At 68.7% G+C, this 15,133-nt stretch carries 15 protein-coding genes; 8 read left to right on the top strand and 7 right to left on the bottom strand.

What is annotated here, in order from left to right; genetic code table 11:
- Positions 1–8 precede the first annotated feature (8 nt).
- On the bottom strand, positions 9–941 hold the full coding sequence (locus tag QH290_RS04890; protein WP_280382088.1) for a 4-(cytidine 5'-diphospho)-2-C-methyl-D-erythritol kinase: 933 nt from the start codon (positions 939–941) through the stop codon (positions 9–11).
- Between the two features lie 162 nt (positions 942–1,103).
- On the opposite strand from QH290_RS04890, the gene QH290_RS04885 reads away from it, so the two are divergent.
- The 4 genes from QH290_RS04885 (at position 1,104) to QH290_RS04870 (ending at position 5,479) form a co-directional block, all read left to right on the top strand.
- Entirely contained in the window at positions 1,104–1,310 is a 207-nt protein-coding gene (locus QH290_RS04885; RefSeq protein ID WP_280382087.1) for a heavy-metal-associated domain-containing protein, read from the top strand.
- Complete coding sequence (locus tag QH290_RS04880; RefSeq protein ID WP_280266544.1) at positions 1,310–2,200, top strand: hypothetical protein; 891 nt, start codon at positions 1,310–1,312, stop codon at positions 2,198–2,200. Before QH290_RS04885 ends, QH290_RS04880 begins: the two co-directional genes overlap by 1 nt.
- Positions 2,197–4,434, top strand: coding sequence for a heavy metal translocating P-type ATPase (locus tag QH290_RS04875; protein ID WP_280382086.1), 2,238 nt, complete (start codon positions 2,197–2,199; stop codon positions 4,432–4,434). Before QH290_RS04880 ends, QH290_RS04875 begins: the two co-directional genes overlap by 4 nt.
- A gap of 502 nt (positions 4,435–4,936) precedes the next feature.
- Entirely contained in the window at positions 4,937–5,479 is a 543-nt protein-coding gene (locus QH290_RS04870; RefSeq protein ID WP_280266542.1) for an LpqN/LpqT family lipoprotein, read from the top strand.
- 173 nt (positions 5,480–5,652) lie between these two features.
- On the opposite strand, the gene rsmA is transcribed toward QH290_RS04870, so the two are convergent.
- Positions 5,653–6,534 (bottom strand): 16S rRNA (adenine(1518)-N(6)/adenine(1519)-N(6))-dimethyltransferase RsmA, encoded by an 882-nt coding sequence (gene rsmA / locus QH290_RS04865; protein ID WP_280382085.1) that lies wholly within the window; start codon positions 6,532–6,534, stop codon positions 5,653–5,655.
- Between the two features lie 23 nt (positions 6,535–6,557).
- Positions 6,558–7,703, bottom strand: coding sequence for an alpha/beta fold hydrolase (locus QH290_RS04860; protein WP_280382084.1), 1,146 nt, complete (start codon positions 7,701–7,703; stop codon positions 6,558–6,560).
- A gap of 178 nt (positions 7,704–7,881) precedes the next feature.
- On the opposite strand from QH290_RS04860, the gene QH290_RS04855 reads away from it, so the two are divergent.
- Positions 7,882–8,646, top strand: coding sequence for an SDR family NAD(P)-dependent oxidoreductase (locus tag QH290_RS04855; protein WP_280266539.1), 765 nt, complete (start codon positions 7,882–7,884; stop codon positions 8,644–8,646).
- Between the two features lie 3 nt (positions 8,647–8,649).
- Here the strand turns inward: QH290_RS04855 and QH290_RS04850 are convergent, their stop codons facing one another.
- Both QH290_RS04850 and QH290_RS04845 read right to left on the bottom strand, forming a co-directional pair.
- Positions 8,650–9,777, bottom strand: coding sequence for a resuscitation-promoting factor (locus QH290_RS04850; RefSeq protein WP_425301756.1), 1,128 nt, complete (start codon positions 9,775–9,777; stop codon positions 8,650–8,652).
- 221 nt (positions 9,778–9,998) lie between these two features.
- The gene (locus tag QH290_RS04845) at positions 9,999–10,829 is read right to left on the bottom strand and encodes a TatD family hydrolase (RefSeq protein ID WP_280266537.1); all 831 of its coding nucleotides are present in this window, start codon (positions 10,827–10,829) and stop codon (positions 9,999–10,001) included.
- Positions 10,830–10,887: 58 nt separating this feature from the next.
- Here QH290_RS04845 and metG point away from each other — a divergent pair, with 58 nt between their 5' ends.
- The gene (gene metG, locus QH290_RS04840; protein ID WP_280382083.1) at positions 10,888–12,438 is read left to right on the top strand and encodes a methionine--tRNA ligase; all 1,551 of its coding nucleotides are present in this window, start codon (positions 10,888–10,890) and stop codon (positions 12,436–12,438) included.
- A 7-nt stretch (positions 12,439–12,445) separates the two neighbouring features.
- Here the strand turns inward: metG and QH290_RS04835 are convergent, their stop codons facing one another.
- Positions 12,446–13,279: a helix-turn-helix domain-containing protein gene (locus QH290_RS04835; RefSeq protein ID WP_280382082.1), complete on the bottom strand. Its 834-nt coding sequence runs from the start codon at positions 13,277–13,279 to the stop codon at positions 12,446–12,448.
- 489 nt (positions 13,280–13,768) lie between these two features.
- Between QH290_RS04835 and QH290_RS04830 the strand changes: the two genes are divergently transcribed.
- Positions 13,769–13,930 carry a hypothetical protein gene (locus QH290_RS04830; RefSeq protein WP_280382081.1) on the top strand — a complete coding sequence of 54 codons (162 nt, stop codon included), beginning with the start codon at positions 13,769–13,771 and terminating at the stop codon, positions 13,928–13,930.
- A complete protein-coding gene (locus tag QH290_RS04825; RefSeq protein ID WP_280382080.1) occupies positions 13,927–14,073 on the top strand; it encodes a hypothetical protein in 147 nt (48 codons plus the stop codon). The genes QH290_RS04830 and QH290_RS04825 overlap by 4 nt, the downstream gene beginning before the upstream one ends.
- A gap of 24 nt (positions 14,074–14,097) precedes the next feature.
- Here the strand turns inward: QH290_RS04825 and rsmI are convergent, their stop codons facing one another.
- A complete protein-coding gene (gene rsmI / locus QH290_RS04820; RefSeq protein ID WP_280382078.1) occupies positions 14,098–14,943 on the bottom strand; it encodes a 16S rRNA (cytidine(1402)-2'-O)-methyltransferase in 846 nt (281 codons plus the stop codon).
- Positions 14,944–15,133: the final 190 nt, after the last annotated feature.

Genomic DNA, 15,133 nt, shown 5'->3' with positions numbered 1-15,133 from the left:
CGCTCCCGTCAGGGGTGGTGCGGAGTGTCGCCGAGGACACGGGCGCCGGGTACCGGGCCCGCGGCGGTGCGGACGCTGCGGCTCACCCCCGCGCCGGACAGTTCCGCCGCGACCGAGACCGCGGCCTCCTCGCCCTCGCACAGGAATGCGCAGGTCGGGCCGGAGCCGGACACGATTCCGGCGAGTGCGCCCGCGGTGACTCCCGCGCGCAGGGTGCGGCGCAGCTCCGGCTTCAGCGACAGCGCGGCCGCCTGCAGGTCGTTGCCCAGCAGGGGGGCCAGCAGCCGCGGGTCCCCGGAGGCCAGCGCCTGCAGCAGCTGCTGCGGCTCGCCCAGGCGCGGCGGGTCGCCCTGCTCGCGCAGGCGGTCCAGTTCCCGGTACACCCCGGGGGTGGGCAGGCCGCCCTTCGCGAGTGCCAGTACCCAGTGAAAACTGTTGCGCGACAACACCGGTAGCAGCTTCTCGCCCCGGCCGCGCCCCAGCGCGGTGCCGCCGAACAGCGCGAACGGCACATCGCTGCCGAGTTCGGCCGCCACGGCCGCCAGGTCGTCGCGCGACAGGCCCAGGTCCCACAGCTCGTTCAGTCCGACCAGCGCCGCCGCGGCATCCGCGCTGCCACCGGCCATCCCGCCCGCCACCGGAATGCCCTTGCGGATCGAGATCTCCACCAGCGGCGCCCGACCGGCCAGGTGCGCCAGCCGCACCGCGGCCTGCGACACCAGATTCGTCCGATCGGTGGGCACCTGCGCGGCGCCCTCCCCGCTGACCCGTACCGTCAGCGAGGCCGCCGGGGCGATCTCCACGTCGTCGCTCAGCGACAGCGCCTGGAATACGGTGGTCAGCTCGTGGTACCCGTCTTCACGCAGATCGCCCACCCCGAGGTGCAGATTCACCTTCGAGGGCGCCCGCACGACCACGGGACTGGGCACAACTGAAAGCACGGGCTCCAAGCGTAATGCGCCGGGGCGACAACTGCCGCCACGAAGGCGGGCGACACGATCCGGTGGCCCGGATCACTTGCGCAAGGTACCCATGGGGGGTATCTTCATCTGTGTTGGGGCGATACCCCCACACCGTATAAGATGACATCGAAGGAGTCGATCATGGCGACCAGCACCTACACCGTCACCGGCATGACCTGCGGCCACTGCGCCGGATCGGTGCAGAAGGAGATCGGCAAGATCGACGGAGTCACCAACGTCGACGTGGACCTCGCCAGCGGGCGGGTGCAGGTGGAATCCACCGCGCCGGTCGCGGATGCCGACGTCGTCGCCGCCGTCGACGAGGCGGGATATCAGGTGGCGAGCTGATGAACGACAGACTGAGGTTCGCCGCCTTCGGCGGCGGCCTGGTCGTGCTGTTCGGGGCCGCGCTCGGCATCGGCGCCCTGGTGGGCGACCCGGCCGAGCCCGGCCCCGGTCAGGGCGACACGCACTCCTCTCAGACTGCCGAGACCGGTCTGGACTCGGCCCGCGACGGCTACGCCCTCACCGAGATCTCGGCTCCGGCAGCGCCGAATCAGCCTGGCACCCTGCGGTTCCGGGTCACACGGCCGGACGGCACGGCAGTCACCGCCTTCGCCCCGCAGCACGACAAGGACCTGCACCTGATCGTGGTGCGGTCCGACGCGAGCCAGTACCGGCACGTGCACCCGGCCATGGCGGCCGACGGCACCTGGTCCATCGACTGGACGTGGGCCGAGCCCGGGAACTACCGGGTCTTCGCCGACTTCGTTCCCGCCGGCGGGCCGGATCTCACCCTGAGCCGCACGGTGCAGGTGGCGGGCTCGGTGGTCGACAAGCCGCTGCCGCCCGTCTCTCGCATCGCGGAGGTGGACGGCTACCGGGTCACCCGCACCGGCGACCTGTCCACCGCGGGCGGTGAGCTGAGATTCACCGTGACCCGCGACGGCAAGCCGGTCACCGATCTGCAACCCTATCTGGGCGCCTACGGGCACCTGGTGGCGCTGCGCACCAGCGACCTCGCCTACCTGCATGTACACCCGCAGGGTGAGGTCGGCAAGACCCCTGCCGGACCCGACGTGGCATTCCACGCCCAGGCACCCACCGCGGGCACGTACCGTCTGTATCTGGACTTCCAGCACGCGGGAACGGTGCACACCGCGGAATTCACCGACGCCGCAACCACATCCGCCCCCACCCCGGGCGGAACCGGACATCACGAAGGAGGGCACTCATGAGCATCCCTGCCACCGCGCAGTCGATCGAGCTGGATATCGGCGGCATGACGTGCGCCTCCTGCGCGGCACGAATCGAGAAGAAGCTCAACAGGATCGACGGCGTCAGCGCGACGGTGAACTACGCGACCGAGAAGGCGAAGGTCAGCTTCCCCGACTCGGTGACCTCGGCGCAGCTGATCGATACGGTGGTCGACACCGGCTACACCGCCCAGGTGCACGAGACCGCACCGGCCGAAACCCCTGCCCCGGAACAGGATTCGACACCCGGGCCGATCGCCCAGCTGCGGCATCGGCTGCTGGTCAGCCTGGCCCTGGCGATTCCGGTGGTCGCCATGGGCATGATTCCGGCGCTGCAGTTCGACAACTGGCAGTGGCTCTCGCTGACCCTCACCGCGCCCATCGTGGTGTGGGGTGGCGCGAGCTTCCACCGCGCCGCATGGGTCAACGCCAAGCACGGCGCCGCCACCATGGACACGCTGATCTCCCTGGGTAGCCTGTCGGCGTTCGCCTGGTCGGTGTACGCGCTGTTCTTCGGCGAGGCCGGGATGCCCGGCATGAAACATGCCTTCAGCCTGGCGATCGCGCGCACCGACTCCGCGTCCGCGCTGTACTTCGAGGTCACGGCGGTCGTGATCGTCGCCATCCTGGCGGGCCGATACTTCGAGACCCGATCCAAGGACAAGGCCGGTTCGGCGCTGCGGGCACTGCTGGAACTCGGCGCCAAGGATGTGGCGGTGCTACGCGACGGCGTCGAAACCCGGATCTCGGTCGGCGAATTGCGCGTCGGCACGGAGTTCCTGGTGCGGCCCGGCGAGAAGGTCGCCACCGACGGTGTCGTGGTGAGCGGCAATTCGGCGCTCGACATGAGCATGCTGACCGGTGAACCGGTGCCCGTCGAGGTGGGGCCCGGCGATCAGGTCGTCGGCGCCACCGTGAACGCGGGCGGCCTGCTGACCGTGCGCGCCACCCGTGTCGGCTCCGACACCCAGTTGGCCCAGATGGCCAAGCTGGTGGAGGACGCGCAGAGCGGTAAGGCGCCCGTGCAGCGGCTCGCCGATCAGGTGTCCGGGGTGTTCGTCCCGATCGTCATCGCGATATCGGTTGCCGCACTGGGCTTCTGGCTCGGCAGCGGCGCCGCGGTGTCGACCGCGTTCGGCGCGGCGGTGGCGGTGCTGATCATCGCCTGCCCCTGCGCGCTGGGCCTGGCCACACCGACCGCGCTGCTGGTGGGCACGGGCCGCGGAGCGCAGCTGGGCATCCTGATCAAGGGCCCGCAGGTGCTGGAGTCGACCCGGCGCATCGACACCGTCGTGCTGGACAAGACCGGCACCGTGACCACCGGGAAAATGTCTCTCGCCGAGGCGATTCCGGCGCCGGGCGTCGACGCCGACGAACTGCTGGGCGTCGCCGCGGCCGTGGAGCACGGATCGGAGCATCCGGTCGCCCGGGCGGTGGTGGCGGGCGCCAAGGAGCGCGGGCTGTCGATCGATCCGGTCGAGCAGTTCGTCAGCCACGGCGGTAAGGGTGTGCAGGGCATGGTCGCCGAGCGCGCGGTGGTGATCGGACGGACCGAGCTGCTCGAGGACTGGTCGGTGGCACTGCCCGAGCCGCTGGCCGAGGCCAAGGAACGGGCCGAGCAGGCCGGTCATACGGCCATCGCGGTGGCCTGGGACGGCGTGGCGCGCGGCGTGCTGGTGATCGCGGATGCGATCAAACCCACCAGCGCCGAGGCGATCTCGGACCTGCGGGCCCTGGGCCTCACCCCGGTCCTGCTGACCGGCGACAACGCGGCGGCCGCCCGCACCGTCGCCGATCAGGTCGGCATCGACGAGGTGATCGCGCAGGTGCTGCCCAGCGACAAGCTGGACGTGGTCAAGCGGCTGCAGGACGAGGGCAAGGTGGTCGCCATGGTCGGCGACGGCGTCAACGACGCGGCCGCCCTGGCCCAGGCCGATCTCGGCCTGGCCATGGGCACCGGCACCGACGTCGCCATCGAGGCCAGCGACATCACCCTGGTGCGCGGCGATCTGCGCACCGTCGCCGCGGCCATCCGGCTGTCGCGTGCCACCCTGCGCACCATCAAGGGAAACCTGTTCTGGGCGTTCGGCTACAACGTGGCGGCCATACCGCTGGCCGCCGCCGGGCTGCTGAACCCGATGCTCGCCGGTGCCGCCATGGCACTGTCCAGCGTCTTCGTGGTCAGCAACAGCCTGCGCCTACGCTCGTTCCGCTGAGCCCACCTGTACGGACGGACCGTTCGGCCACTACGGCCGAACGGCCCGTTCCGCATCGGCGGGCGGTCCGTTCCGCACCGGCGGGCAGTCCGTTCCACATCAGCGGTGGACCACTCCGCATCAGCGGGCAGCCCGTTCCGCACCGGCGGGCAGTCCGTTCCACACCGGCGGGCGGGCGTTCCGCATCAGCGGGCGGACCCCTCCGCACCGGCAGCCGGACCACTCCGCATCAGCGGGCAGCCCACTCCGCACCGGCGGGCAGCCCGTTCCACACCGGCGGGCGGCCCACTCCGCACCGGCGGGCGGGCGTTCCGCATCAGCGGGCGGCCCATTCCGCATCAGCGGGCAGTCCGTTCCGGATCGGCGGCGGTCCAGTTTTGCGGGGGCGATCCATCAGCAAGTGGGGACGGTCCGGCATGTGTGGACGGGGCGACGCCGCGGCACGCCGTGCATGGCAGACTCACGTTCGATCGCCGTTCGCCACCGCGCCGAGAGGATACTCGTGACATCCCCTACCGGACCCGACGAGCCACCCACCATCGCCGAATACCTCGCCGCCGCGGGCGTGGAACCCGCGCCGATCGCCGCGGGCACGGCCGGGGCGCCGGCGGTGTCGATCCCGGTTCCGGACGGCTGGCGGCAGATGCCCCCGGACAACTTCGCCGGGACCTACGGCGTCTGGGCGCAGGAGCCGGAGGCCGGCTGGGCCGACAACGTGGTGGTGCTGATGGTGCGGCTGTCCGAGCCCGTGGACCCCGCCGCCCTGCTGGCGTGCGGATTCGCCGATGCCCGCCGGTTACCGCAGTGGCGCGAACTCGACACCCACACCGGCACCTTCGAGGGCCACCCCTCGGCCGCCATCACCGGCACGTATGTCGTTGCGCCCCTGACACTGTGGGCCTACAACCGCTACGTCGTCATCGACAGCGGCAACGCCCAATTCCTCATCCAACTCACGATCACCACCCGCGCCGACCACAACGGCTCCGACGCCGCCGCCATAGTCGCGGGCCTCTCGATCACCGCCCCCCACAGCGCCCGGTAACCACCCAACAGAGCACGCCCACCAGCCACCAGCGTGCTAGGCCACCACCTACCGGTCGGCAGAGACCTGGTTCTCGCACCACTTACATGTTCCCGCACCACCTACAGGACCCTGCAGAGGGTGCGTGAACCAACAAAGAGTGCGGGAACCTGAAGGGTGCCGTGTGGGGGTGGTCAGGGTTGGTGGGCGAGGCGGACGTAGGCGGCGGTGTCGAGGGTTTCGCCGCGGGCGGTGGGGGGGATTCCGGCGGCCAGCAGGCGTTGTTCGGCGGCGGCGGGAGAGCCCGCCCAGGGGGCGAGGGCGGCGCGTAAGGTCTTGCGGCGCTGGGCGAATGCGGCGTCGATGACCTGGAAGACGCGGCGACGGAAGTCGGGGTCCTGGGGCCACGGGGATTCGGTGAAGCGGTCGATGCGGACCAGTCCGCTCTCCACCTGCGGGACCGGCCAGAAGACCTGGCGCCCCACCGATCCCGCGCGGCGCACGGTCCCGAAGAATCCGGCCTTCACGCTCGGAACGCCGTAGATGCGCGACCCCGGAGCCGCCGACAGCCGGTCGGCCACCTCGGCCTGCACCATCACCAGAGCCGTTGCGATGCCGGGCAATTCGGCCAGCAGGTGCAGCAGCACGGGGACGGCGACGTTATAGGGAAGGTTCGCCACCAGCGCGGTCGGCGCGATCGGCAGCTCATCGGGAGTGACGCGCAAGGCGTCGGCCTCGACCACGTCGAGCCGATCGGCCAGGCCCGCCGCGCGATCGGCGACCGTGCCCGGAAGCTGGTGCGCGAGAACCGGATCGATCTCCACGGCGACCACCCGGTCCACCACGTCCAGCAGCGCGAGGGTCAGCGACCCGAGGCCGGGCCCGACCTCGAGCACCACATCCTCGCGCCCGACTCCCGCGGCCCCCACGATCCGCCGCACCGTATTCGCGTCGTGCACGAAGTTCTGCCCGAGCTGTTTGGTGGGCCGCACGCCGAACCGCTCCGCCAGTACCCGAACCTCGGCCGGGCCGAGCAGCTCGGCCTGACCACGGGCGACGAAGGCGGGTTCGGACACGCCGGACAACCTACAGGGTGGCGTCAGGCCAGCGGCGGGGTGGACAGGATCCGGGCGGTGAAGGCGTCGATGGCCGACCACATCTGCGGATTCATTTCGCAGTGCGAACCGGTGCCGACGACGGTGCTGTAATCCACCCCGCCCGCGGCGAGCTGGGCGGCCAGGGCGGCGTGCAGCGGGGCGGGCACCGTGGTGTCGGTGGCGTTGAGCAGCAACAGGATCGGGGCGTCGTAGCCCGTGGTCGGCACGCCCATGTAGTCGGCCAGGGCGGTGCGGAAGGTGGTGTCGGTCAGCGGCCGGGACAGCAGGTCGCCGATCGTAGCGCCGTCCACCCGATCGATGATGCGATCCAGGCACATACCGCCTATGCCGTCGAGAATCTCGCGGCCGCGCGGGCTGAGGTAGCCGTCCACATTCACCTCGGGGTGGGTCTCGCGCAACCCGACCAGGATGCTGGCGATGAACGAGGTCATGCCGTTACCGCTGACTCCCGGAACATCCGGCACCCAGGGACCGGCGGCGGGCAGCAGCTGTTCGACATCGGATTCCGGATCGAGCGCGATGGTGCCACGGAAATCGAGATCGGGCGCGTAGGTCTGCTGCAGGTGCGCGGTGCCCAGCGCGGCCTGCCCGCCCTGCGAGCCGCCCATCACCGCCCAGCTCCGCGACAGCTCCGGGTGGGTGGACCGGGCCGCTCGCACCAGATCGATCGTCGCGGTGGCCTCGGTCCGCAGCTCCAGATACGGATGCGGGCCGGTATCGAAGCGGCCGAGGCCCAGATAGTCGGGCGCCACGACGGCAAACCCCTTGGACACGAAGTACTGCAGCAACTTGTCCTGCTTGTCTTGGCTCTCCGGATACGGCGCGGTGGCGGGTTCGGACAGGCCGCCGCATCCGGCGCCCAGACCGCTGGTGCCATGGTCGTAGGCCATGATCGGCCACCCGCCGGCGGGTGCGGGTCCCGGCGGTACGAACAGCGCGCCACTGGCCGGGCGTGGGGAGCCGTCCGAGCCGGTCATCCAGTACTCGACCACCGAACCGCCCGACATGCCGTGCCAGCCGTCGGCCTGCGGCTCGACCGCGATGGTGGTTCCGGGTGTCGCCGCCGAGGCCGGTCCCGCGGCGACGGTCAGCGCCGCGCTCGCCGCCACCGCCCCCGCGAGAATCATCCGAATCCATCCACCCGGCAATCGCATCGAACACCTCATCGTCTCGGCAGCAAAAACCGGGCAATCGTAGCCACCGTTTCTGAGAAGCATTTGTGAATCCGGACGGCGGGCCGTCGCATTGACGCAAACTAGTACTCGTTCTAGTTTTTGGGTACTCGACGGTCGAAAGGACACACGCATGCAGCGCAGATACGACGGACGACGGGTGCTGGTCACCGGGGCGGGATCCGGCATCGGCCGGGGCATCGCCCTGCGCCTGCTGGCCGAGGGCGCCGCGCTCGTGGCCGCCGATATCGCCGAGGAGGGCTTGAAGGAGACCATCGAGGCCGCCGCCGACCATCGCGACCGGCTGCAGACCGTGCGTGTCGACGTGTCGAACCCGGATTCGGTCCGCGAGGCGGTCGCCGATGCCACCGACTTCCTGGGCGGTCTCGACGTGCTCGTGAATGCGGCGGGGATCATGCGGACCGCGCACACCCACGAGATGCCGTTCGAGTCCTGGAATCAGGTGATCGGGGTGAATCTGACCGGTACCTTCCTGATGGTCCAGGCCGCGGTGCCGACCCTGCTGCAGGGCGAGCATCCGGTGATCGTGAACTTCTCCTCCACCTCGGCCTTCGGCGCGCACCCGTACATGGCCGCGTACTCGGCGTCCAAGGGCGGCGTCAATGCCATGACCCACGCCATCGCGCTGGAATACGCCAAGCAGGGCCTGCGAGCGGTCAATATCGTCCCCGGCGGCATCACCACCGGCATCACCTCCAACCTGGAGGTCCCCGAGGACACCGACTGGAGCCTGATGGCCCGCCTCACCGGCTGGCTCGACAACGGCGCCCTCGGCCACCCCGAGGACGTCGCGGGCGTGGTAGCGATGGTCGCCTCCGACGAGGGCCGCTACATCACCGGCAGCGAAATCCGGGTAGACGGCGGCGCCCTGATGTAGGCCCTAACTGATCCCGAGGCGGCTCGTGCAGGCCGGCCAGGCGCCCCAGCCCTGGCGGGCACGGGTTACCTCGGCGATCGCGATCTGCTCCTCGCGGGTGGCGAGGTCGGCGCGCGGGGCGTACTTGGTGCCGCCCTGGCGCACCCAGGTGTTCTCGTCGAACTGGATGCCGCCGTAGTAGCCGTTGCCGGTGTTGACCGCCCAGTTACCGCCGGATTCGCACTTGGCCAGCGCGTCCCAGACCGCCCCGTCGCGCACCGGCGGCACCTCGGTGCCCGGCTTGGCACCCTTGCGGACCGTCTTCGGCTGCGCGGGCACGACGACGGAATTCTTGATCGGATCCTTGCTCGCCTCGGCACCGTTGACGATCGACACCGCGAACGTGACGTCCTGCACGCCGGGCTTGCCCGGATTCTCGACGACCGTGCGGCTCATGTTCATCGTCGGGTCTTCGATCACGTTCTCCTCCGGATCCAGCGCGACCCGCTCGACCCGGTTCTCCACCCGCTTGCGCGTGACCGTGATCTTCATGCCCTCGACCAGTTTGGTGTCGGCGGCGGGCACCACCTCGTCCTGGTCGACCAGCGGGACGCCCTGCTGCTGCAGCAGTTCGCCGACGGTCGGCGCGGCCAGCCGCACATAGCCCGGCGCGCCGCCGTTGTCGGCGAGCAGCACCGTGCGCGGGCTGGTCACCGCCAGCGAGGCGCCGTCGATCGGCAGCGGGGTCGGGCGCGCGGGCGAGACGAAGACGTCGGACGGGATGTTCAACTGCTCGAGCGCCTCGGCGACGGTGCTCCCGGTCGTCCACACCTGCTGCGATCGGCCGTCGAAGGTGAGCGCGATCTGCCGGGCCCGATTCAGGGTGACGATGCCGCCGTCGAGGACGGCATCATCGGCGGACGGCGAGACCGCGTCCCGGTTGGTGACGCTGAATCCCGCGGCCTTGAGCACACCGCGCACATCCCCGGACATGGTGGTGAGGCTGGACTTCTGGCCGTCGATGACCACGGTGACCGTCTTCTTGTTCACGATCGCCAGGGCCGCGCCCACGATCAGCGTGACCAGCATCGCCGCGATCGCCGCGTACAGCATCGGCGACCGCGACGTGTTGATCCGCTGCAGGGCGGGGATCCCAAAGTCCGGCATGGTCACAATACGATAACGAGGGGGTCGGGGCGTGACAACCGCAAGCCGTGGAACAGGGGATTTCCACATCACAGGGCGATATCGACACCGCAGGTAGATAACGACCCGGGCCATGATAGTGAAGTGCACCACACCTCGCACCTCGAGCGCATGCCCCGCACATGTCGGCAGTTACCTGACGTGACAACAGGTTTCGCGCGCCGCGGTTACAGCCATCCGTACACGCGGGCGGCATTGGCCGTCGTGATCTTCGCGAGTTCGACGGGGTCCTGGCCCCGCAGCTCGGCGAGGGCACGCACGGTATAGGGCAGGCAGTACGACTCGTTGGGCGCGCCGCGGAACGGATGCGGAGTCAGGAACGGCGCATCGGTCTCCACCAGAATCTGCTGGTCGGGCACCATTTTCGCGGCCTCGCGCAGCTCGTGGGCATTCTTGAAACTCACCGTGCCGGAGAAGCTGAGCACATATCCCTCCGCGACGCAGGCCACCGCCATGTTCGCGTCGGAGGAGAAGCAGTGGAAGATCACGGTGTCGGGGGCGCCCTCGTCCAGCAGCACGGCCAGCACGTCGTGATCGGCCTCGCGATTGTGGATCATCAGCGGCTTGCCGAGACGTTTCGCCAGCTCGATATGCCAGCGAAAGCCCTCGACCTGATCCTCGATATCCGCGCAACCGTCGAGCTTGCCGGGCCAGTAGTAGTCCAGTCCGGTCTCTCCGACGGCGACCACGCGCGGGTCACCGGCCAGCTTCTCGATCTCGGTCCGAGTCGCCTCGTCCAGTGCGTTCGCCCGGGTCGGATGCAGCGCGACGGCCGCGTACACCCGCTCGTCCCAGTGCGCGGCCTGAACAGCGAATCGCGCGGCGGCCAGATCGTCGGCCACCGTCACCACCCGTCCGACACCGACCGCCGCGGCCCGATCCACCAGGGCCGTAACCGATTCCGCATCGGTGGCACCGCAGGCGTCCATATGGGTGTGCGCATCCACCAGCGGGGACAGCGGTTCGGGCGGTTCGGGTGCGGGTCGTTTGCTAGACATGGCTACGGGGGATATTGGCGCGAGCGGTTACAGGCACGCCGATTAGAGTAGACACACCATGAGCGAACAGGGACGCCCCGCCTTCTACATCACCACGGCCATCGCCTACCCGAACGGTGCGCCGCACATCGGCCATGCCTACGAGTACATCTCGGCCGACTCCCTCGCGCGCTTCAAGCGCCTCGACGGTTACGACGTGTTCTTCATGACCGGCACCGACGAGCACGGGCAGAAGGTGCAGCAGGCCGCGCGCGCGGAGGGCATCGCCGTGGAGGAGTACGCCTCGCGCAACTCCGATGTGTTCGAGCAGCTGGACAAGGCCCTCGACATCTCCTACGACCGGTTCATCCGCACCACCGACGAGGACCACGTCGCCTCCAGCATCGCGATCTGGGAGCGGATGCAGGCCAACGGCGACATCTACCTCGACACCTACTCGGGGTGGTACTCGGTGCGCGACGAGGCGTTCTACACCGAGGAGGAGACCACCGTCCTCGACGACGGCACCCGGGTCGCCACCGAATCGCGCACGCCGGTCGAGTGGACCGAGGAGTCGAACTACTTCTTCCGGCTGTCGAAGTACCAGGACCGGCTCCTCGAGTGGTACGAGCGGCACCCCGAGTTCATCCTGCCCGCCACGCGCCGCAACGAGATCGTGAGCTACGTGAAGGCCGGGCTGCGCGACCTGTCCATCTCGCGCACCACCTTCGACTGGGGCGTGCCCGTGCCCGGACATCCCGATCACGTGATGTACGTGTGGGTGGACGCGCTCACCAACTACATCACCGGCGTCGGCTTCCCGAATACGGAATCGTCTGCGTTCCAACGGTTCTGGCCCGCCGACGTGCACATCATCGGCAAGGACATCACCCGCTTCCACACCGTGTACTGGCCCGCGTTCCTGCTGTCGGCCGGGGTCGAATTGCCCAAACGCGTGTTCGTGCACGGGTTTCTGTACAACAAGGGCGAGAAGATGTCGAAGTCGGTCGGCAACGTGGTCGACCCGATGGCGCTGGTGGAGGCGTACGGTCTGGACGCGGTGCGGTTCTTCCTGCTGCGCGAGATCTCCTACGGTCAGGACGGTTCCTACAGCCACGAGGCGATCGTCGGGCGGATCAACACCGACCTCGCCAACGAGTACGGCAACCTGGTGCAGCGCAGCCTGAAGATGGTGGCGCGCGACTTCGGTTCCGCCGTACCGACTCCCGGCGAATTCACCGCCGAGGATCGCGAGCTGCTCGACCGCGCGGGCGGCCTGCTGGAGCGCTGCCGCGCCGAATTCGACCAGCAGCAGATGCATTTGGCGCTCGAGGCGATCTGGCTGACGCTGGGCGAGACGAACAAGTACTTCTCCGCGCAGCAGCCGTGGGCGCTGGCCAAGGCGGGCGAGACCGAGCGCGAGGGCACGGTGCTCTACGTGACCCTCGAGGTGCTGCGCATCGTCTCGATCCTGGTGCAGCCGGTGATCCCCGGCTCCGCCGGACGCATCCTCGACCAGCTCGCCCAGACCGCCCGCACCTTCGCCGACATCCCCACCCCCATCGAGCCGAGCCTCCCCCTCCCCGCCCCCGAACCGGTCTTCCCGAAGTACGTCGAGCCCAGAGCCTGAGGCGCGTTCAGGCCCGGGCTTCGAGGGCTTTCCGGATCAGTTCGCGGGCCTTCTCTCCGGTCACGGCCTGGCCAGCCAAGATATCGAACGTCCGGTGATAGAGTTTGATTTCTCTCGGCTGGATAATTTTCAATTCCGCGGTAACACCTTCGATCAGTACCATTTTCGAATCGAACATCACGAAACTGGTCGTAGCAGTTTCGAACGGAGCCAGAAAGGGAATTATGCCGAGGGTAACGCGGGGCATCCCCTGAATGGCCAGTAGCCTATCCATTTGGCCAACCATGGTCTGATCATCGCCAACCGTGGTGTACAAAGACTGCTCACCGATGACGAAATGAAACAGATGGTCCCGCTGATACAAGACCCTTTGACGCTCCATGCGCGTGGCCACGCCCTCGTCCAGATCATCGGGTATCTGCTGGAATTCGATTACTTTACGCAGGATGCCGGTGGCGTAATCGGCAGTTTGTAGCAGGCCAGGGATGAGCACCGGCTCGAACCATCGAAGTATCCGGGCCTCGGATTCCCAACGTACCGAAGCCTGCTGTCTTCGCTTCGTTCCGGTACCGAGAATCTTGCGCCATTCGAGGTAGGCGGTATCTATGTTTTGCAGAGTGGCCTGGAGGTCCGCCAGTTGATCACCAGCGTTGCACTCTCGGCAGTACGCGGAGATGTCGTCGAGCGACGGTTTGATCCTGCCGTATTCGATTTTCGATACCTTGCTGGGGTCCCAGCCGTTACGGCGCGCCAGTTCGGCGCCGGACAGTCCGGCGGTAAAGCGAATCTCCCGAAGACGCGCTCCGAGAGATTCGCGTTGCTGATCGACAGAACCGGTCACCGCGTGACGTACTCCCGATACGGGACAGCCAACGGCCAAAACCGCTCTTTGAGTCGCCGACAGTATTCGGCAATGTACGGGTCGGTGGTCAGGGCACCGGCCCACCCTCCCGATTTACCGAAGGCCGAGTAGCTTACCAGGTGAGGCAGCTCGACCGTGTCGGCCTGGTTGGTCTTCCACGCCTGGACGATATATCCGCTCGAATCGTTCGTCAGCAACGTAGGGCATCCGTTGTTGGTGCTTCCGCCTTTACCGAGAAAACGTAGCGACATCGCAGTACCTCCTGTTGAGTCATGCACGAAGTTGCACCGACATGACCAAGTGTGATCCAACTGTGGCTCTTGTGCACAGGTATTATCCTGTTCGTGCATGATTGAGCACGATCGTAGATCTGGCCGCCTGGCAGTCCATAGCTTCGTAGCTGGCACCCGGGATCGGCGGAGCTGTCCCGGTCTCGGGTCGCCATACCAACGGCTGTGAGGAGTCGGTATGGAGCGGCGGTCGAGGATCTTCGAATTCCCCGGTGGCTTCCTGGAGGTCGAGGACTACGGGGAGGATCCGGGGGATGGTCCCGGTGTGTACATGGAGTTCTATCTCCCGGACAAGACCGGATCGGAAGTGGACGGCAAGATCACGCCGGAGGCGTCGTGAGCTGGCAGGTCGGTCTGATTGTCGTCGTATCGCTGCCAATGGCCGTATTCGCGGCCGCCGTCTTCTGGCCTGAGCGGTTGCCGAAGGACCGGACCGTTCATGCGATCCGGAAGCGAATCGAGCAGGAGCGTCCCGAGGGCTGATGGGGCGCAAGAGGTTTTCGAAGGTCAGGGGTTGGTGCGGGACTGGAGGACGGCGTCGTAGAGTTCGCGGCGGGAGGTGCCGACGGCGGAGGCTACTCGGGCGCAGGCGTCTTTGAGGCGCATGCCGTCGGCGACCAGGGCCTCCACCTCGTCGACCAGGTCGGCGGGGTCGGCCGAAACCGGTTGGGCGCCTTCGAGAACGACGGTGATCTCGCCGCGGGCGCCGTCGGTGGCCCAGGCTGCCAGGTCGGTGAGGGGGCCGCGGACCACCTCCTCGTAGGTCTTGGTCAGTTCGCGGCAGACGGCCGCGCGACGGGTGGGGCCGAGCACCTCGACGGCATCGGCGAGGCAGTCGGCCAGGCGGTGCGGGGCCTCGAAGAAGACGACGGCGCGCGGCTCGGCGCGCAGGCTGCGCAGCCATTGCTTGCGCGGGCCCGACTTGCGGGGCGCGAATCCGTCGAAGCAGAACCGCTCCACCGGCAGCCCGGACAGCGCCAGCGCGGTCGTCACCGCCGAGGGGCCCGGCAGGCACGTCACCGGCAGGTCCCGCTCCACGCACGCGGCCACCATGCGATACCCGGGATCGCTCACCGACGGCATCCCGGCATCGGTCACCAGCAGCACGACCCGCCCGGCCTCGATCTCCTCCAGCAACTGCGGAATTCGCGCCGTCTCGACATGGTCGTAGAAGCTCACCACCCGCCCGGCGATCTCCACCCCGAGCGCCTTCGCCAGCGCCCGCGTGCGCCGCGTGTCCTCGGCCGCAACCACATCCGCCGCCCCCAACATCTCCCGCAGCCGCCGCGACGCATCCCCCACATCCCCCATCGGCGTCGCCGCCAGGATCAACCGCCCGCCCTGCTCGCCCATCGCACTCCCATCATCACCCGTCCTACCAACCCACCCTCACCCAACACGACCCCCGCGGCCCCGAATTCCCGCCCCCCCAGGTTGGGGGCCGCGCCCCCGGCGGGGGGGGGGGGGGGGGGGGGGGGGGGGCAAAGGGGGGGGGGGGGGCGCGAGGGCGGGGGGGGGGGGCGGGGGGGGCGGCCCCGCCGAC

The organism is Nocardia wallacei (genome assembly GCF_029869545.1).
Lineage (GTDB): Bacteria > Actinomycetota > Actinomycetes > Mycobacteriales > Mycobacteriaceae > Nocardia > Nocardia wallacei_A.
Note: the sequence above shows the minus strand (reverse complement) of the source record. Positions and strands in the feature narration are given on the sequence as shown.

Excerpts from the sequence above, each read along its gene's own strand:
- QH290_RS04885 (WP_280382087.1), top strand. The coding sequence starts at position 1,104 with ATGGCGACCAGCACCTACACCGTCACCGGCATGACCTGCGGCCACTGC.
- QH290_RS04880 (WP_280266544.1), top strand. The coding sequence starts at position 1,310 with ATGAACGACAGACTGAGGTTCGCCGCCTTCGGCGGCGGCCTGGTCGTG.
- QH290_RS04875 (WP_280382086.1), top strand. The coding sequence starts at position 2,197 with ATGAGCATCCCTGCCACCGCGCAGTCGATCGAGCTGGATATCGGCGGC.
- QH290_RS04860 (WP_280382084.1), bottom strand. The coding sequence starts at position 7,703 with ATGATTCTCGCGGGGGCGGTGGCGGCGAGCGCGGCGCTGACCGTCGCC.
- QH290_RS04855 (WP_280266539.1), top strand. The coding sequence starts at position 7,882 with ATGCAGCGCAGATACGACGGACGACGGGTGCTGGTCACCGGGGCGGGA.
- QH290_RS04845 (WP_280266537.1), bottom strand. The coding sequence starts at position 10,829 with ATGTCTAGCAAACGACCCGCACCCGAACCGCCCGAACCGCTGTCCCCG.
- metG (WP_280382083.1), top strand. The coding sequence starts at position 10,888 with ATGAGCGAACAGGGACGCCCCGCCTTCTACATCACCACGGCCATCGCC.
- QH290_RS04830 (WP_280382081.1), top strand. The coding sequence starts at position 13,769 with ATGGAGCGGCGGTCGAGGATCTTCGAATTCCCCGGTGGCTTCCTGGAG.
- rsmI (WP_280382078.1), bottom strand. The coding sequence starts at position 14,943 with ATGGGCGAGCAGGGCGGGCGGTTGATCCTGGCGGCGACGCCGATGGGG.